The sequence below is a fragment of the Streptomyces sp. NPDC015532 genome (genome assembly GCF_043078065.1).
Lineage (GTDB): Bacteria > Actinomycetota > Actinomycetes > Streptomycetales > Streptomycetaceae > Streptomyces.
In genome coordinates this window covers 712335-730823 of sequence record NZ_JBIBSY010000001.1, presented here as the reverse complement: position 1 = coordinate 730823, position 18489 = coordinate 712335, and the positions used below count along the sequence as shown (strand labels likewise).

14 protein-coding genes are annotated in these 18489 nt (G+C 70.7%); 10 read left to right on the top strand and 4 right to left on the bottom strand.

The window, feature by feature from the left end:
* Window positions 1–26 precede the first annotated feature (26 nt).
* The 3 genes from ACF07B_RS03025 to ACF07B_RS03015 all read right to left on the bottom strand — a co-directional run bounded on the left by ACF07B_RS03025 (window position 27) and on the right by ACF07B_RS03015 (window position 4811).
* Entirely contained in the window at window positions 27–2531 is a 2505-nt protein-coding gene (locus ACF07B_RS03025; RefSeq protein WP_392177542.1) for a glycoside hydrolase family 3 protein, read from the bottom strand.
* A gap of 243 nt (window positions 2532–2774) precedes the next feature.
* Window positions 2775–3605 (bottom strand): EI24 domain-containing protein, encoded by an 831-nt coding sequence (locus tag ACF07B_RS03020; protein ID WP_392177541.1) that lies wholly within the window; start codon window positions 3603–3605, stop codon window positions 2775–2777.
* Between the two features lie 183 nt (window positions 3606–3788).
* On the bottom strand, window positions 3789–4811 hold the full coding sequence (locus ACF07B_RS03015; RefSeq protein WP_392177540.1) for an NADP-dependent oxidoreductase: 1023 nt from the start codon (window positions 4809–4811) through the stop codon (window positions 3789–3791).
* A 109-nt stretch (window positions 4812–4920) separates the two neighbouring features.
* On the opposite strand from ACF07B_RS03015, the gene ACF07B_RS03010 reads away from it, so the two are divergent.
* Window positions 4921–5382: a MarR family winged helix-turn-helix transcriptional regulator gene (locus ACF07B_RS03010; protein WP_392177539.1), complete on the top strand. Its 462-nt coding sequence runs from the start codon at window positions 4921–4923 to the stop codon at window positions 5380–5382.
* Window positions 5383–5614: 232 nt separating this feature from the next.
* On the opposite strand, the gene ACF07B_RS03005 is transcribed toward ACF07B_RS03010, so the two are convergent.
* The gene (locus ACF07B_RS03005; protein ID WP_392177538.1) at window positions 5615–6352 is read right to left on the bottom strand and encodes a hypothetical protein; all 738 of its coding nucleotides are present in this window, start codon (window positions 6350–6352) and stop codon (window positions 5615–5617) included.
* A gap of 268 nt (window positions 6353–6620) precedes the next feature.
* Between ACF07B_RS03005 and ACF07B_RS03000 the strand changes: the two genes are divergently transcribed.
* The 9 genes from ACF07B_RS03000 to ACF07B_RS02960 all read left to right on the top strand — a co-directional run bounded on the left by ACF07B_RS03000 (window position 6621) and on the right by ACF07B_RS02960 (window position 18355).
* On the top strand, window positions 6621–7778 hold the full coding sequence (locus ACF07B_RS03000) for a mandelate racemase/muconate lactonizing enzyme family protein (RefSeq protein ID WP_392177537.1): 1158 nt from the start codon (window positions 6621–6623) through the stop codon (window positions 7776–7778).
* The gene (locus ACF07B_RS02995) at window positions 7775–8779 is read left to right on the top strand and encodes a zinc-binding dehydrogenase (protein ID WP_369486456.1); all 1005 of its coding nucleotides are present in this window, start codon (window positions 7775–7777) and stop codon (window positions 8777–8779) included. The genes ACF07B_RS03000 and ACF07B_RS02995 overlap by 4 nt, the downstream gene beginning before the upstream one ends.
* A gap of 85 nt (window positions 8780–8864) precedes the next feature.
* The gene (locus tag ACF07B_RS02990) at window positions 8865–9866 is read left to right on the top strand and encodes a hypothetical protein (RefSeq protein ID WP_392177536.1); all 1002 of its coding nucleotides are present in this window, start codon (window positions 8865–8867) and stop codon (window positions 9864–9866) included.
* Window positions 9867–10007: 141 nt separating this feature from the next.
* The gene (chvE, locus tag ACF07B_RS02985; protein WP_362402526.1) at window positions 10008–11120 is read left to right on the top strand and encodes a multiple monosaccharide ABC transporter substrate-binding protein; all 1113 of its coding nucleotides are present in this window, start codon (window positions 10008–10010) and stop codon (window positions 11118–11120) included.
* 32 nt (window positions 11121–11152) lie between these two features.
* The gene (gene mmsA / locus ACF07B_RS02980; RefSeq protein WP_362402529.1) at window positions 11153–12703 is read left to right on the top strand and encodes a multiple monosaccharide ABC transporter ATP-binding protein; all 1551 of its coding nucleotides are present in this window, start codon (window positions 11153–11155) and stop codon (window positions 12701–12703) included.
* A complete protein-coding gene (mmsB, locus tag ACF07B_RS02975) occupies window positions 12700–13944 on the top strand; it encodes a multiple monosaccharide ABC transporter permease (RefSeq protein ID WP_369486454.1) in 1245 nt (414 codons plus the stop codon). The genes mmsA and mmsB overlap by 4 nt, the downstream gene beginning before the upstream one ends.
* A 227-nt stretch (window positions 13945–14171) precedes the next feature.
* Window positions 14172–15314 (top strand): aldose epimerase family protein, encoded by a 1143-nt coding sequence (locus ACF07B_RS02970; protein WP_392177535.1) that lies wholly within the window; start codon window positions 14172–14174, stop codon window positions 15312–15314.
* A 161-nt stretch (window positions 15315–15475) separates the two neighbouring features.
* Complete coding sequence (locus ACF07B_RS02965) at window positions 15476–17173, top strand: pyridoxal phosphate-dependent aminotransferase (protein ID WP_392177534.1); 1698 nt, start codon at window positions 15476–15478, stop codon at window positions 17171–17173.
* 396 nt (window positions 17174–17569) lie between these two features.
* Window positions 17570–18355, top strand: a complete 786-nt coding sequence (locus ACF07B_RS02960; RefSeq protein ID WP_392177533.1) for an intradiol ring-cleavage dioxygenase — start codon at window positions 17570–17572, stop codon at window positions 18353–18355.
* Window positions 18356–18489: the final 134 nt, after the last annotated feature.

Here is an 18489-nt window from a genome sequence, read left to right as displayed (position 1 = left end):
GGGCCGGCCGAAGGGGGCGCGAAGGTCTACGCCTCGATGATCGTGCTCAGACGGCGGTCCAGAAGGGAACGACCTGCCTGAACCTCGTACAAACCCTTCACAAACGCCCACATGTCCGCCGCGGTGTCCCAGATCTCGAAGGCGCGGCGCGGGAGCTCCACGACGGCCTCGGCGCACTCACCGGGCGCGGCCTCGACCGCGGCGAAACCGGCGAGCCCGCGGGCGGGCCGCTCGGTGCCGGGTTCCGCCGGGGCGAGATAGACCTGGACGACCTCGCGCCCGGCCCGCCGGCCCGAGTTGCGGACACGGACGGTGACGGTCGTGCCCTCGATCTCGATGGACTCGTACGTCCAGTCGGTGTAGCCGAGGCCGTGCCCGAAGGGGTACGAGGGGGTCCTTCCCTCCTTCTCCCAGGCGCGGTAGCCGATGAAGACGTCCTCGGTGTACGGGAGCTCCCCGCCGGCCGGACGGACCCGGGTGACCGGGGCGTCGGCCAGGGAACCCCAGGTGGTGGGGAGGCGGCCGCCCGGCTCGTGGGCGCCGGTGAGGACGTCCGCGAGGGCGGCGCCGCCCTCCTGGCCCGGGAACCAGCTCAGCAGCACGGCGGCGACCTCGTCACGCCAGGGGAGCTCCACCGGGGAACCGGAGTTGACGACCACGACGGTGTTCGGGTTGGCGGCGGCCACGGCGTGGACCAGTTCGTCCTGACGGCCGGGGAGCCTGAGGTCCGCGCGGTCGAAGCCCTCGGACTCGACGCGGTCGGTGGTGGCGACCACGACGACGGCGGTGTCGGCGGCGCGGGCCGCCTCGACCGCCTCGGCGATCAGCTCGTCCGCGTCGCGCACGGGCTCCTGGTGGGCGAGCGAGAAGCCCACGAGCTTCAGAGGGGCGTTCTCGGGGACCGTGACGACATGGGTCAGGGAGACCTCCACCGGTTCGCCCGCGGTGAGTTCGGCCCGGCCACGCGGGACGGGGGCGCCGAAGAACGTCACGAAGGGGTCGTCCCTGTCGGCCCGCTGGACGCCGTCGAAGCAGGTGGTGCCGTCGACGGTGAGGGTGAACGCGCCGAGGCCCTTGATGCCGAAGGCGTGCGGGCCGCTCTCGCGCGGGGTGAGGGTGCCGGTGAGTTCGACGCTGTGCAGGGTGGACGTGGGGGTATCCCCTGGCTGAGTGGAGCCGGAAGCCCGGGGGAAGGTGACCCCCTCGGGCAGGTCGTCGCCCGTCCACTTGATCTGGCCGTTCGGGGCGGAGGTGGTGCCGATGACCTCGCCGGCGGCGTCACGGCAGACCGCGCGCAGCGCGAACCCCTTGTCGGCGACGGGGAGTTCGACGGTCGGGTCGGCGCCGACCGCGTAGCTCAGGCTGCCCTCGGGGAGGGCGGCGGTGAGGCCGTCGAGGGGCGAGACGATCCGGGCGGGGAAGACGGTCGCGGAGCCGCCGCCGAGGATGCGGGCGTCGCGGGCGGCGGCCCCGATGAGGGCGACCCGGTGTCCCCCGGGGAGCGGCAGGGCGCCTTCGTTGCGGACGAGGACGAAGCCGCGGCGGGCCACCTCACGGGCCAGCGCCTCCCCGTCCACGGCCGCCGGCGGCTCGGTCACGACGGGTTCGGCGCCCTCCAGGGCGCCGACGCGGGCGGCGAGACGGAGCACGTTGCGCACGGCCGCGTCGACGGCGGCCTCCGCGACCTCTCCGGCGCGCACGGCGGCGGCGAGCGGTTCTCCGTAGACGGTCCGGGGGCCGGGCATGGCGACGTCGAGGCCGCTCTCGATCGCGGCCTTGGTGGAGCGGGCGGCCATCCAGTCGGAGACGTTGACGCCGTCGAAGCCCCACGTGCCGCGCAGGACCTCGTTCACGAGACGGCGGTGCTCGCTCATCGTCGTGCCGTTGACGGAGTTGTAGGCGGTCATGACGCCCCACGGGCGGGCGCTGTCGACGATGCTCTCGAAGGGCGCCAGGTACAGCTCGCGCAGGGCGCGTTCGGAGACGAGGTTGTTCACGGTGAAGCGGTCGGTCTCGGCGTCGTTGGCGACGAAGTGTTTGACGGTGGTGGCGACCCCGCCTGACTGCACGCCCCGGACATAGCCGCCGCCGATCGCGCCGGTCAGGAGCGGGTCCTCGCTGTAGGCCTCGAAGTGGCGGCCGCCGAGCGGTGAGCGGTGCAGGTTGACCGTGGGGGCGAGCAGGATGTGGACGCCCTTGCGGCGGGCCTCCTGGGCGAGCAGCGCGCCGGCGCGGCGGGCCAGCTCCGGGTCCCAGGACGCGGCGAGCGCGGTGGGCGAGGGGAGCGCGACGGAGGGGTCGTCGGCGCTCCAGTGGATGCCGCGGACGCCGATCGGGCCGTCCGACATCACGAGGGACTCCAGGCCGATCTCGGGGAGCGCGGGCAGCGCCCACATGGTCCGGCCGGACAGCAGCCGGGCCTTCGCGTCCAGGCCGAGGCGGGCGAGGGCCGCCTCCACGACGGCCTCGCGGGCCGCGTCCGCCTCCGCGTCCTTCGGATCCCTGGCCGTCCCCACCGCTGTGTCCGCCATGGCGGCACCTCCTCGTCGAAAGCCGTCCGTCCGCCCCATCGTCGTACGCGGCGACGGTACGGGGGAGGTCCCTGACGCCGGTGGCGCGGGCGGTCCCGGCCGCGCGGCGGCAGTCGGCGGCGAGGATTCCCGTCCGATCACGGGCCGGCGGGCGGGCTCCGGAGCGAGCGTGACGGCGACGCGGGGCGAACCGGGTCACGAGGTGCCGCTGTGCCCTGCGGACGCCCCGGGGAGTAGTCCCGGTCAGGTGGCACTGTGCTGCTCGGACGCCCCGTCGGAGGCCCCGTCCGAGACCGCGTCGGTGTCCTCGTCCGCCGCGCCCTCGCGGATCTCCTCGCCGAGCAGATCCCGGGCCATCAGCGTGGCGCCCGCGACGGCCCCCGGCATCAGGAACACCGCGACGAACGGGACGAGGAAGGCGAGACCCAGCGGGGTGCCGAAGCCCCAGATCAGTGTCTTGCGGGAGCGGAGCAGCGCGAGGCGCGCCCGGAGGTCGACGTCGCGGCGTTGCAGGGCGACGGCGACGAGTTCCTCGGTGAGGAAGAAGCCCGTGACGAAGAAGCCGAGCACCGGGACGACGGTCTGGCCGATGAGCGGGACGAAGCCGAGCGCGAGGAGGAGGACCCCCCACACGAGGGCCCGCACGAGGACGCGGAGGCTGTCGCGCGCGGAGATCCACAGCTCGCGCCAGAGCGGCAGACCGGACTCGGGGGCCGTGCCGTCCGGGGAGACGTCGCGGTCGACCTTCTCCGAGAGGCTCTCGTAGAAGGGCTGGCCTATGAGCAGGGTGACCGCGGTGAAGGTGAGGACGGCGAGGAGGAGTGCCAGGGCGAACAGGAGGGCGGTGAGGAAGCCGCGGAAGAGCCCCTCCCAGGGGCTGCTCCAGCCGTCCGCGAACGGCGTGGCCCAGGTGACGAAGCCTTCCCCGTACACGCCGAGGGCGACGAGCGCCGCCGCGTAGAGCACGAGCGTGATGAGTCCCGGCAGCAGCCCGAACCCGAAACTCTTCCCGTGCCGGGCCACCCATCGCTGGCCGCGCAGCAGATAGCCGAAACCCACCCCAAGATCGCGCATGGGGAGACCCTATCGGGGCGCCGCGCCGGGCCACAGCCCGCGGTGGCGACGGCTCTCGCCGCCCCGGGACGGCCCGGGTCCCCCCGAGCCGTCCCGGGCGTCCGGGGGGCTCCCCGAGCCCGTCCCGGGCCGTCCCGTCCCGTCCCGTGCCGGTTCCGGTTCCGGTTCCGGTTCCGGTTCCGGTCAGAGCTTGACGATCATCTTCCCGACGTTGTCGCCGCGCAGGACGCCGAAGAACGCCTCCAGGTTGTTCTCGATGCCCTCGACGACCGTCTCGGCGTACTTCAGCTCGCCGGAGCGGATCCAGGCGCCGACCTCCTGGACGAACTCCTGCTGGAGGTCGTAGTTGTCGCCGACGAGGAAGCCCTGGATGCGGCCGCGGGTCTGGATCAGCCGGGCCAGGTTCCGGGGGCCGGGGGCGGGCTCGGTGTTGTTGTAGACGGAGATCATGCCGCAGATCGCGATGCGGCCGTCCCGGTTCAGCGAGCCGATGGCTGCCTCCAGGTGGTCACCGCCCACGTTGTCGAAGTAGACGTCGACGCCGTCGGGCGCGGCCTCGCGCAGCTGCTGGGCGACCGGGCCGGTCTTGTAGTTGAAGGCGGCGTCGAAGCCGTACTCCTCGACGAGCAGCTTGACCTTGTCGTCGGACCCGGCGGAGCCGATGACGCGCGAGGCGCCCTTGAGCCGGGCGATCTGGCCGACCTGGCTGCCGACGGCACCGGCGGCGCCGGACACGAAGACGGAGTCGCCCTCCTTGAAGGAGGCGGTGCGCAGGAGCCCGGCGTAGGCGGTGAGGCCGGTCATGCCGAGGACGCCGAGGTACGTCGACAGCGGCGCGGCCTCCGGGTCCACCTTGACGGCCTGTTTGGCGTCCACGACGGCGTACTCGCGCCAGCCCAGGAAGTGCAGCACGTGGTCGCCGGCCTCGATGCCCTCGGCGTTCGAGGCGATGACCTCGCCGACCGCGCCGCCCTGCATGGTCTCGCCGAGCTCGAAGGGCGCGACGTAGGACTTGGCGGCGCTCATCCGGCCGCGCATGTACGGGTCGACGGAGACGTAGGCGTTCCGTACCAGGACCTCGCCCGGACCCGGCTGCCGGACCTCGGCCTCGACCAGGGCGAAGTCGGCGGGCTCGGGCCAGCCGACCGGACGGCTGACCAGGTGCCATTCACGGCCGGTGGAGGGAAGCTGGGGGGTCTCGGACATGAGGTGCGCCTTTCACGGTGACCGGTGAGGGGATCTAATGCTTCAGTACCTGAAACAACCATGCTCCTGAATATTTCATGATGTCAAGTAACGCGATAGGATCGGGGGCATGGCCACCCACAAGAGACCACGGATCGACCCCTTGACCATGGAGGTGGTCGAGCTGATCGGCACGGTCGTGGCCCGCTACCACGAGGAGTACGAGGACGCGGCCGCCTCACACGCCCTCACCGGCGCGCAGGCGCGGCTGCTGAGCCTGCTCTCGCTGGAGCCGCTGCCGATGCGCCGTCTGGCGCAGAAGCTGAGGTGCGAGCCGTCGAACGTCACGGGGATCGTGGACCGGCTGGAGACACGGGGGCTGGTGGAGCGCCGCCCCGACCCGGCGGACCGCCGGGTGAAACTGGCGGCGGCGACGGCCGAGGGCCGCAGGATCGCCGGAGGGCTGCGCGACTCGCTCGACTTCGCCCGCGAGCCCCTGGCGGAGCTCTCGGACCAGGAACGGCTGTCCCTGCGCGACCTGCTGCGCCGCATGCTGGGCGAGTCCCCCGGCACCGCCGGCGGCAGCGGCTGAGACACGGGCGCCCCCGACGGCGGGTCGGCCGGCGCGCGGCGGGCCCGGCGGGGCGGGCCGGAACGCCTCGGGCCACCTCGCGCCACGGAAACGGAACGCGTCACCACACAGGACCGGAACCCGTCACCCCACACACGGACCGGAACCCACGGCCGGGTGATGTCCACCGGTCCGGGCGGCCACGAGCGCCGAGGACACCCCCGGCCGGGTCACCCCGTGGCGGACGAACCGCCTACGAGCACCACCACAGGAAACGGTTGCAGTCGTCCGAGGACGAGGGTGTCGGCGCAGGTGCCGACGTCGTCGGGTCCGTGCCGGCGGGAGCCGACGCGCCGGAGCCCGCGGAGGCGGTCGCCGGGGCCGAGGTGGCGTGACCCGGGCGGGTGCCGACGGTCGCGGTTCCGGCTCCCCCGATGTTCTTCTCACCCGTGGCGGTGGGAGACGCGGAGGCGGAGGCGGAGGGGGAAGCGGAGGCCGACGCCGAGGATCCGGGCGTGCGGCCGGCCGAGGGGGACTTGGAGGCGGCCTTCTTCGGAAGCGAGGACGCCGCCGGTGAGGCCGAGCCGTCGGGCGACTCCGCCGCCGCGGGACTGGGGCCGAGACCGGGCGCGTCGACGCCGAGTTCGGCGAGGCTCAGACCGCCGGCCGCGAGGACGAAGCCCACGGCTATGTACAGGGTGCGGCGCCGCCGCCGGCGATGCGCGGCCGCCTTGCGGTCGCGTCGGCTGGCGCCGGCCGGAGCCTGCCGGTCCCCCGGACCCCCGGCCTCGGCGTCCAGGACAGGGCCCCCGCGCCGCCGAGCGGCCCGCCGGGAGCGCCACTCGACGTCACCGTCCGCGCCGTGGCGCGCGTCGGCGTCCGCGCCCGTCGGCGGGCGCGCGCCGGCCTCCTCGGCGTCCGCGCCGAGTTCGTCGACCGGGGTACCGCACCCGGGACAGGCGAGGGCGCCGTTGAGGTGCCTGCGGCACACGTGGCAATAGTCCATGACGCGGGAAGACTAGGGTCACCGCCGGTAACGTTCCTAGGCGCAGTTGTGAAGATGTTGTGCGGAATCAAGTATTCCGGTCCGTCGGAGACCGACACCCCCGAACATTCCCCGCCATCCTGCGCCCATCGCGTCGAAACCGTTATGTGCGCGACCCATTGACACTCCCCGGGCCACGTCCTTACTGTCACGCCAGCATTTCGAACGTGTGACGAAATTTCGAACAGAGCTGAAAGCACAGGGGGCATCTGCCGTGCGCATCACGGGAATCACCACACACGTGGTCGGGACACCCTGGAGGAACCTGACCTACGTCCAGGTGCACACCGACGAGGGCATCACCGGAGTCGGCGAGACCCGCATGCTGGGCCACACCGACGCGCTGCTCGGCTATCTGCACGAGGCGCGGGCCAACCATATTCTCGGCTCCGACCCGTTCGCCGTCGAGGACCTGGTCCGCCGGATGAAGTACGGCGACTACGGGCGTGCCGGCGAGATCGTGATGTCCGGCATCGCGGTCATCGAGATGGCCTGCTGGGACATCAAGGGCAAGGCGCTCGGCGTGCCGGTCTGGCAGCTCCTCGGCGGCAAGGTCACCGACAAGGTCAAGGCCTACGCCAACGGCTGGTACACCACCGAACGCACCCCGGAGGCCTACCACAAGGCCGCCCAGGAGGTCGTCGCGCGGGGTTACAAGGCCCTCAAGATCGACCCCTTCGGCACCGGGCACTTCGAACTCGACCACGAGGCCACGCTGTACTCGGTGTCGCTCATCGAGGCGGTGCGCGACGCGATCGGCCCCGAGACCGAGCTGATGCTGGAGATGCACGGCCGCTTCTCCCCGGCCACCGCCGTCCGGCTGGCCCGCGAGCTCGCGCCCTTCAAGCCCGCGTGGCTGGAGGAGCCGGTGCCGCCGGAGAACCTCAAGGCGCTGGAGAAGGTGGCCGCCAAGGTCGACATGCCTCTCGCCACGGGTGAACGGATCCACGACCGCATCGAGTTCCGCGAGCTCTTCGAGAGCCAGGCGGTCGACATCATCCAGCCCGACGTCGGCCACATCGGCGGCATCTGGGAGACCCGCAAGCTCGCCGCCACCGCCGAGGCGCACTACGTCCTGGTCGCGCCGCACAACGTCGGCGGCCCGGTCCTGACCGCCGCCTCGCTCCAGGTCGGCTTCACCTCGCCGAACTTCAAGATCCTGGAGCACTTCAACGACTTCGCCGACGCGGAGATCAAGAAGGTCGTCAAGGGCGCCCCGCAGGTCGTGGACGGCTACTTCGAGCTGTCCCACGAGCCGGGACTCGGCGTCGAGCTGGACGTCGACGCGGCGGCCGAGTTCCCGCAGCAGCAGGCCCGGTTCGACCTGTGGGCCGATGGCTGGGAGCAGCGCAAGCCCAAGGGGGCGAAGTGAGCACCGCGGTCGTCGTCGAGGGCCCGGGCGAACACCGTCTGGCCCCGCACGAGCCGGTCCCGCCGTCGGCGGGCGAGGCGCTCGTACGGGTGCACGCGGTCGGCATCTGCGGCAGCGACCGCGAGGTCTACCAGGGCAACCGGCCCGAGGGGTACGTCCGCTACCCCCTGACCCCGGGCCACGAGTGGTCCGGGACCGTCGAGGAGGTCGGCGCCGGTGTCCCGGCGACGCTGGTCGGCCGCAAGGTCGTCGGCGAGGGCTTTCGCAACTGCCAGGTCTGCGACCGTTGCCACGCGGGCGAGACAACGTTGTGCACCGCCGGGTACGAGGAGACGGGTTTCACCGTCCCCGGTGCCATGGCGGGCACGCTGACACTGCCGGCCCGGCTGCTCCACGTACTGCCCGACGACGCCGATCTGACGGCCGCCGCCCTGCTGGAGCCGGCCGCCTGCATCGCGGCCGCCGCGCTCAAGGCGAACGCCCGGCCCGGCGAACGCGTGGCCGTGGTGGGCACCGGGACGCTCGGGATGTTCGCCGTGCAGTTCCTGAAGGCGGGTTCCCCGGCCGAGCTGCTCGTGGTGGGCACCCGCCCCGACCGGGCCGCGCTGTCGAAGGAGTTCGGCGCCACCGAGTTCCGTACCAGGGACCAGCAGCTCCCCGACGACTTCGACGTCGTCATCGAGACCGCCGGGTCCGCGTCCGCCGCGCGCACCGCCGCCTCCCTGCTGCGGCGCGGCGGGCGCCTGGTCCTCACCGGGATCCCGGCGCCGGGTGCCGAGGGTCTCGACCCGACCGATCTCGTCGTACGGCAGCTGGAGGTGCACACCGTGTTCGGGGCGCCGCCCGAGGCCTGGGCGCACACGGTGCGGGTCTTCGGCGCCGGTCTGCTGAACCCGTCGCCGCTGGTGACGCACGAGCTGCCGCTCGCCGCGTTCCCGGAGGCCATCGACCTGGTGGGTTCCGGTGATCCCCAGGTCGGCAAGGTCCTGCTGAGGCCGTGACCCTCCGAGCCGTGCGCCGGTACGGGGTTTCCTGACGGTCCCGTACCGGCGCACTTCAGGCCACGCGCGCCCAACGTCACGAACCATGCCCGAAATATCGAACAATGAAGGACAGCTTGTGACCGACGCCTCTCCCACGGCGCCCCGTCGACCCGGCGAGCCGGCCCTGGCCGCACTCGGCCTGGGCGCGCCCGCCCTCTCCCCCGACGACGCCTCGCCGCACACCTTCCCCGGAGGCGGCCGCTGGCGCACCGAGGTTCCCTCCGTGGAGGGGCCCGAGGCGCTCGCCGTGGTCCTCAAGGAAGCCTCGCGGCTCGACGTGCCGATCCACCGGATCAGCCAGGGCAGCGGCGTCTGGATGCTGACCGACGCCGAGATCACCGAGATGGTCGAGGCCACCGGTGAACGCGACATCGAACTCTGCCTGTTCACCGGCCCGCGCGGCGTCTGGGACATCGGCGCCTCGGTGCGCACCGATTCACGCGGCGGCGGGCTGCGCGCCCGCGGCCACGACGCGATGGCCGGCTGTGTCGAGGACGCCGTCCGGGCGACCGAGCTGGGCGTCAAGTGCCTGCTCGTCGCCGACGAGGGCGTGCTGTGGACGCTGCACCGGGCGCGCGTGGCCGGGATCATCCCGGCCGACACGACGTTCAAGGTCTCGGCGCTGATCGGTCCGGTCAATCCGGCCTCGTACGCCGTCTACGAGAACCTCGGCGCCGACTCGCTGAACGTGCCGAGCGATCTGACGCTCGATCACCTCACCGAGATCCGGCGGGTCTCCGCCGCCCCCATGGACATGTACATCGAGGCCCCCGACGATCTCGGCGGGTACATACGGATGTACGAGGTCGCCGAGCTGATCCGGCGCGGCGCACCGCTGTACCTGAAGTTCGGGCTGTCCAAGACCCCTGGGATCTACCCGTACGGACACCATCTGCGGGACCTGACCCTGAGCACGGCCCGGGAACGGGTGCGGCGCGGCCGGCTCGCCCTTGACCTGCTGTCACGGCACGGAGCGGGCGGCGACATGGCCCCGCTCGGCTCCCGCCTGCCCGGCACGCTCTCACGGTTCGACACTCCCTCATAACGTTCGGACAAACCCCCTTCACACAAGCAGACACAGTCGCGCACAATCCAACACACCTTCTCGGCCTTCCTCTCTCAAAGCTCCCGGAGCTTCCGAGTTCCGCGAGACCGAGCCCGGTCCAAGACATCAAGGATGATGATCATGCGTAACCGCAGAGCCGCCCTCACCGCCATAGCCGGAGCCGCCTCCCTCGCCCTCGCCCTGTCCGCCTGCGGCCAGAACAGCGACGGCGGCAGCAAGGACAAGTCGGGAGACACCAAGGGCGCCACGATCGGCATCTCGATGCCGACGAAGTCCTCCGAGCGCTGGATCGGCGACGGCAACAACGTGGTCAAGGACCTTGAGGCCAAGGGCTACAAGACCAAGCTCGCGTTCGGTGAGGACGACCCGGACCAGCAGGTCTCGCAGATCGAGAACATGATCACGCAGGGCGTGAAGGCCCTGATCATCGCGGCCATCGACAACAAGTCGATGAACAACGTGCTCCAGCAGGCCGCCGACGCGCACATCCCGGTCATCTCCTACGACCGCCTGATCCTCGGCACCAAGAACGTCGACTACTACGCGTCCTTCGACAACTCGAAGGTCGGCGAGCTCCAGGGCAACTACATCCTGCAGAAGCTCGGTCTCGCGGACGGCTCCAAGAAGGGCCCGTTCAACGTCGAGCTCTTCGCCGGCTCGAACGACGACAACAACACGAAGTACTTCTTCGGCGGCGCGATGAAGGTCCTCCAGCCGTACATCGACAAGAAGCAGCTCGTCGTCAAGTCCGGCCAGACCGCGCTGAACCAGGTCACCACCCTGCGCTGGGACGGCGGCACCGCCCAGAAGCGCATGGACGACATCCTGACCTCGTCGTACAAGAGCGCCCGCGTCGACGCGGTGCTCTCGCCCTACGACGGCATCTCGATCGGCATCCTGTCCGCGCTGAAGTCGGACGACTACGGCTCCAAGAGCAAGCCGCTCCCGGTCGTCACCGGCCAGGACGCCGAGCTCGCGTCGGTGAAGTCGATCATCGCGGACGAGCAGACGATGACCGTCTACAAGGACACCCGCCAGCTCGCGAAGGTCGCCGGGAACATGGTCGACGCGGCGCTCAAGGGCAAGAAGCCCGAGCTCAACGACACCAAGACCTACGACAACGGCACCAAGGTGATCCCCGCCTACCTGCTGCAGCCGGTCAGCGTCGACAAGAGCAACTACGAGAAGGAGCTCGTCGCCACGGGCTACTACAAGGACAGCGACCTCAAGTAACCGCCACCCCCTAGTGATTGGAAGGCACGACCATGGCGGGACCCGTCCTGGAAATGCGCTCGATCGTCAAGACCTTTCCCGGCGTCAAGGCGCTCTCGGACGTCACTCTGACCGTCCAGCAGGGCGAGGTCCACGCCATCTGCGGCGAGAACGGCGCCGGCAAGTCGACCCTCATGAAGGTCCTCTCCGGCGTCCACCCGAGCGGCAGCTACGAAGGGGACATCCTCTTCGAGGGGGAGGTCTGCTCCTTCAAGGACATCAGGGCCAGTGAGCACCACGGCATCGTGATCATCCACCAGGAACTGGCCCTGGTGCCCTACCTCTCCATCGCGGAGAACATCTTCCTCGGCAACGAGCACGCCACGCGCGGGCTCATCAGCTGGACCGAGACGCTGCGCCACGCCGCCGAACTGCTGCGGCGGGTCGGGCTCGACGAGAACCCGCAGACCCGCGTCGCCGACATCGGCGTGGGAAAGCAGCAGCTCGTCGAGATCGCGAAGGCGCTGTCGAAGAAGGTGAAGCTGCTCATCCTGGATGAGCCGACGGCCGCCCTGAACGACGAGGACAGCGGCAAACTCCTCGATCTCATCCTGGAGCTGAAGGCTCAGGGCATCACCTCGATCATCATCTCCCACAAGCTGAACGAGATCGAGCGGGTCGCCGACTCGGTGACCATCCTGCGCGACGGGCGGACGATCGAGACGCTCGACGTGAAGGCCCCGGAGACCACCGAGGACCGGATCATCAGCGGCATGGTCGGCCGCGACCTCGAGCACCGCTTCCCGGAGCGGACGCCGCACGAGCCGGAGGCGGGCGCCGCGCCCGCCCTGGAGATCCGCGACTGGACCGTCTTCCACCCGATCGACCAGCAGCGCAAGGTGGTCGACGATGTGTCGATCTCCGTGCGGCGCGGCGAGATCGTCGGCATCGCGGGCCTCATGGGCGCCGGCCGCACCGAACTGGCGATGAGCGTCTTCGGGCGCTCCTACGGCCGGTACGCGGGCGGCACGGTGGTCAGGGACGGCCGGGAGATCCGTACGAAGTCCGTGTCCGAAGCGGTCAAGCACGGGATCGCGTACGTCACCGAGGACCGCAAGCACTACGGGCTCAACCTCATCGACACCATCAACCGCAACATCACGCTCAGCGCCCTGAACAAGGTCGCGAAGCGCGGTGTGGTCGACGAGCACGAGGAGCGGCAGGTCTCCGAGGGCTTCCGCACCTCCATGAACATCAAGGCGCCGACCGTCTTCGAGCCGGTGGGCAAGCTGTCCGGCGGCAACCAGCAGAAGGTCGTCCTCAGCAAGTGGATCTTCGCCGGCCCCGAGGTGCTGATCCTCGACGAGCCGACCCGCGGGATCGACGTGGGCGCCAAGTTCGAGATCTACACGGTCATCGACAAGCTGGCGGCCGAGGGCAAGGCGGTCGTCTTCATCTCCTCCGAGCTGCCGGAGCTGCTCGGTATGTGCGACCGCATCTACACGATGGCCGCGGGACGGCTGACGGGTGAGTTCTCGCGGGCGGAGGCCTCGCAGGAAACGCTGATGCGCCAGATGACGAAGGACAAAGAGGTAACCCGATGAGCACGGATGTGACCGCCAAGACGCCGGCCCCGGCGCCGGCCGGCAAGAGCGGCCCGGACACGGGAGAGAACCTGCTTCAGCTGATGCTGAACGGCATGCGCCGCAACATGCGGCAGTACGGCATGCTGTTCGCCCTCGGTCTGATCGTGGTGCTGTTCGCCGTGTGGACCGGCGGCGACCTGCTGCTGCCGCGCAACGTCTCCAACCTGGTGCTGCAGAACAGCTACATCCTGATCCTCGCGATCGGCATGATGCTCGTCATCATCGCGGGCCACATCGACCTGTCGGTCGGCTCGCTGACGGCGTTCGTGGGTGCGGTGGGTGCCGTGCTGATGGTCAACCACGACGTCCCGTGGCCCATAGCCGTGGTGCTGTGCCTGGTCATGGGCGCGATGGCGGGCGCCGCTCAGGGCTTCCTCATCGCGTACGCCGGCATACCGTCGTTCATCGTGACCCTGGCGGGCATGCTGACCTTCCGCGGTCTGACCGAGATCTTCCTGGAGGGCCAGACGATCGGCCCGTTCCCCGAGGGCCTGCAGAAGGTCGCCAACAGCTTCCTGCCCGAGGTCGGACCCACCACCAACTACCACAACCTCACCCTGCTGCTCGGCCTCGGCCTGGTCGCGTTCGTGGTGTTCCAGGAGGTCCGCGACCGCAAGCGGCAGCAGGAGTTCTCCCTCGACGTCCTGCCGAGGAACCTCTTCCTGCTCAAGCTCGTCGCGCTGGTCGCCGCCGTGCTCACCGTCACCATGCTGCTCGCCAGCTACAAGGGTGCTCCGGTGGTCCTGCTGATCCTCGGCGTCCTGGTCGCCGGCTTCGGCTACCTGATGCGCAACGCGGTCATCGGCCGGCACATCTACGCGATCGGCGGCAACCTTCCGGCTGCCAAGCTGTCGGGCGTGAAGGACAAGAAGGTCACCTTCCTGGTCTTCCTCAACATGGGCATGCTCGCCGCCCTCGCCGGCCTGGTCTTCGCGGCCCGCTTCAACGCGGCCTCGCCGAAGGCGGGTCTGAACTTCGAACTCGAAGCCATCGCGGCCTCGTTCATCGGCGGTGCGTCGATGAGTGGCGGCGTGGGCACGGTCCTCGGCGCGATCATCGGTGGTCTCGTCCTGGGCGTGCTGAACAACGGAATGAACCTCGTCGGCATCGGCAGCGACTACCAGCAGGTCATCAAGGGTCTCGTCCTGCTGGCCGCGGTCGGGTTCGACGTGTGGAACAAGCGCAAGGTCGGTTCGTAAGTCAGCCGGGGCCCCCCCCCAAGGCGGGGCCCCCACCAATGGGGCGGAGCCCCGCCAAGGGAACAAACACCCCGACCGGCCACGCCCCCGCGGCCGCCGGGTTAAACCCCGCCCCCAAACCCACCCGGCACCCCGCCCCCCCCCCCCCCCCCCCCCCCCCCCCCCCGCCCCCCCGCCCCCCCCCCCCCCCCCCCCCCCCCCCCCCTCCATTGGGCAGGAGCCGCGAAATGGAAACAAGCAGACGTACGGTCATCGCAGCGGCGGCAGCGGGATTAACCGCGGCCACCATCGGCACGGCGCACGCGGCGGGCGGCAGCAAGCCCGTCAGGGAACTCTTCGGCAAGCTCGCCGACGGCACCAAGGTCCACCGGTGGTCGCTGGCGAACGGCGGGACACGGCTCAAGGTCCTGTCCTACGGCGGAATCGTCCAGTCCCTGGAGATCCCCGACCGGCACGGCCGGTACAGGAACGTCTCGCTGGGCTTCGACAACATCGACGACTACGTCGCCAAGACCCCGTACTTCGGCGCCCTGATAGGCCGGTACGGAAACCGCATAGGCAAGGGGCAGTTCACCCTCGACGGCACGAGCCACCAGCTCTCCGTCAACGACGGTGTCAACAGCCTCCACGGCGGCACCAAGGGCTTCGACAAGAACGTCTGGGACGTGGAGGCGTTCACCTCCGGCTCCGACGTCGGACTCGTCCTGCACTACACGAGCATCGACGGCGAGATGGGCTACCCGGGCACGCTCCGGGCGAAGGTCACCTACACCCTGACCCGGCACGGCGACTGGCGCATCGACTACGAGGCCACCACCGACAAGGCCACCGTCGTCAACCTCACCAGCCACGTCTACTGGAACCTCGCCGGTGAGGGCAGCGGCTCGATCTACGACCACGAACTCGAGATCGCGGGCTCCCGCTACACCCCCGTCGACTCGGGCCTGATCCCCACCGGGGAACTGGCGAAGGTCGCCGGCACCCCCTTCGACTTCCGCCGGGCCAAGACCGTCGGCCGGGACATCCGCACGGCCCACCAGCAGCTCCTGTACGGCAAGGGCATCGACCACAACTGGGTCCTCGACAAGGGGATCACGGCGAGGCCCGAGCAGGTCGCGACGCTCCGCGACCCCTCCTCCGGGCGCACCCTGACCATCGCGTCGAACGAGCCCGGCCTCCAGTTCTACTCGGGCAACTTCCTCGACGGCACCCTGGTCGGCACCGGCGGTCACATCTACCGCCAGGGCGACGCCCTGTGCCTGGAGACCCAGCACTTCCCGGACTCCCCGAACCAGCCGTCGTTCCCGTCGACGGTGCTGCGGCCGGGGCAGACCTACCGGACCAGCACGGTTCACTCGTTCGGTGCGTGACCCGACCTCACAGTCGGTTCACAAAATCCGCACGACCTCACAACGATTGAACAGCGCCACATCCGTATCCGTATGAGAGGGCGGCCCGTGCTCCCCCGCGCGGGCCACCCAAAGAACGGGGGCCCGTCCTCCCCAGCGGGCTCGCTTTATACGGAGGTTCCATGGCCGGCAATGTCACCTCGCTCTTTCGCGGCACCGCGGCGCACAGCCCGTCGATGGCCGCACTGACGCGGGAGGGCGACGGAGCCGGCCCGGTGGACTTCTGCATCCCCTGCAACCCGTACTTCCCCACGCCCGCGATGTTCGACGAACTCGCGAGCCGGCTGCGCGAGATCATCACCTATTACCCGAGCAGCGCCGACACGATCACCAGCGAGCTGTGCTCGCTGCTCCAGCTTCCGCCGCAGTGCGTCGCGATGGGCAACGGTTCGACCGAACTCATCACCTGGATCGATCACTTGCTGGTCCGTGAGTCCCTCGCGATACCCGTCCCCACGTTCGGCCGCTGGACCGACCAGCCCATGGAGACCGGCAAGCGGGTCGACATGTTCCCGCTCCAGGAGTCCACCGGCTTCGCGCTCGACCTCGCCGCGTACGCCAAGTTCATCCGCTCGCGCGGCACCAAGGTCGCCGTCATCTGCAACCCGAACAACCCCGACGGCGGCTTCCTGCCGCGCCAGTCGCTCATCCAGTTCATGGACGCGATGGCCGACCTGGACCTGATCGTCATCGACGAGTCGTTCCTGGAGTTCGCCGACGCCGAGTCGGAGCCCAGCGTGGTCGAGGACGCGGTCATGCGGCCCAACGTCATCGTGCTGCGCAGCCTCGGCAAGAACTTCGGCCTGCACGGCATCCGCTTCGGCTACATGGTGGCCAACCCCTCGCTCGCGGGCAAGGTCCGCTCGATGCTGCCGAAGTGGAATCTCAACTCCTTCGCGGAGACCGTGGTGTTCATGCTCAAGAACCACGGCAAGGAGTACATGGAGAGCCTGCACATGGTCCGCCGCGACCGGCTCGACATGGCCCGCCAGCTCTCCGCGCTGCCCGGTCTGACGATCTACCCCTCGCAGGGCAACTTCCTGTTCGTGCGCCTTCCCGTCGGCGCCGAAGGCACCGTGGTCCGGGACCGGCTGCTCACCGAGCACCGCATCCTGGTCCGCGAGTGCGGCAACAAGGTCGGCTCGTCCAGCCGCTTCCTGAGACTCGTGGTACGCCCCCAGTCGGACGTACGCCGCCTGGTGGCCGGCCTGGAACAGGTCCTCTACGGGACCAGACAGGAAGCCGCCGTGCCCGAGCTGAGCAACTCGACCGGCTACGGCTCGGGTTCGGCCATGGTGGACCGTCTCGTCGGCGCGACCAACGGAGCGGGCGTGCAGGGGCTGGCCGCGCAGGCCAACGCGTGGCCCGGACAGCCCGCCCCGGCCCCCCAGCCGGTGGCCGCCGCCGCCCCGCAGCCCAGCCTGCCGTCCGCTCCCCAGCCGCGGCCCGCCGCCGCCGCTTCGCCCTACCCGGCCCAGCAGCCCGCCGCCGCACCCGGCTATCCCGCCCCGCAGCAGCCCCTGGCGGCCCAGGGCTACCCCGCCCCGCAGCCCGCCAGCTGGCCGGCCGCGGCCCAGGGCCCGGGGGCGATGCCGGCCCAGATGCCGCCCGCCGCCATGCAGGCACCGGCCCCGCCGGCCGGGCTCCAGCCGGCCGCCCAGACGGGCATGCCCGGCATGGCGGGCGCCGCCTCCATGGGCGCGCAGGGCGGCCTGACGGCGGCCCAGGTGCGCGGCAGGACACAGCCGGAACCACCCCCTCCTCCGGCGAACGGCGGCTGGGGAGCCGTCGGCGCGCTGCTGTACAACCAGGCCGGTTAGGCCACTCACACCACCGCGCGGGATCCCCGCGCGGCCGGCCTCCCCACAGGCCGGGCGGGATCCCCGCATGGCCGGCCTCCCCACGGGCCGGCCGCGGGGAACCGCCACGACCGAAGGAGGCGGGCAGGGGCAGCGGTATCCCCACCCGGCGCCGGAGGACCCTCGCGTCCTGGCGCAACGCTCCGGGCGCCGGACCCCACAGCGGAGCGCCGGGCGGACCGAACCCCCGGCGCCTCCGCTTTTTTGCGGCCCCGCCTTGTCGCACCCCTGGCGCGCTCCAGGCGCACCCCTGTGCGGCCGGCGGCCGGACAACGTGTCCGACATGGAGCTTGACGGGCTGTCACTTTGCGGAACTGACAGCCGACCGACAGCCTCCGTCTCTACGGTGCCGTGTTCATGACAGATTCCCCCACGAACGACACGTCAGAGGCCCCTGTCGGGCGCCGGACCGTACTGATCGCCACGGGCGCCTCGGCCGCGGCACTCGCCGTGGCCGCCGCGGCACCCGTCGCCGCCACCTCCACCCCCGTCGCCGACCGGGCGGACGCGGCCCCCGCCGCGGCCGCCGTCTGCACCCTCACCAAGGAGATGACCGAAGGCCCCTACTACCTCGACGGCCAGCTCGTCCGCGCCGACGTCACCGAAGGCAAGGCGGGCGCCCCCCTCAAGCTGGTCCTCACCGTCGTCGACGACGACACCTGCGTGCCGATCAGCAACGCCCTCGTCGAGATCTGGCACTGCGACGCGCTCGGCGAGTACTCCGGCTTCGTCGGCAACAACGGCCACAGCGAGCCCGACGACGGGACGTTCCTGCGCGGCGGCGTCCTGACGAACACGTCCGGCGTCGCGAACATCACCACCGTCTACCCCGGCTGGTACCGGGGCCGCTGCGTGCACATCCACGTCAAGGTGCACACCGGCGTCACCCTCACCTCCGACGGCTCCTTCACCGGCGGCCAGGAACTCCACACCGGCCAGCTCTTCTGCAACGAGACGATCACCACGGCGATCGCCAAGGTGTCCCCGTACTCCACCAACAAGGTCACTCGCACGACCCTCGCCCAGGACTCCATCTACGACGACGGAGGCGCCTCCTCCGGCCTTCTGACCCTGACGGCCCTCGGCAGCACCGCCTCCTCCGGCTACACCGGCACCCTGACGCTCGGCGTCGAGACGAGCTGACCCGACCTTCCCCCCACGGAGGCCGGGGGGGGGGCGCCGACCCCCCGGGCGCCCCCCCCCCCAAAGCGGGAAAAGGCCCCCCCCGGGGGGGCCTACCGCCCAACCCATAACCGCCCCAGTTGGCCCAGGGCGCC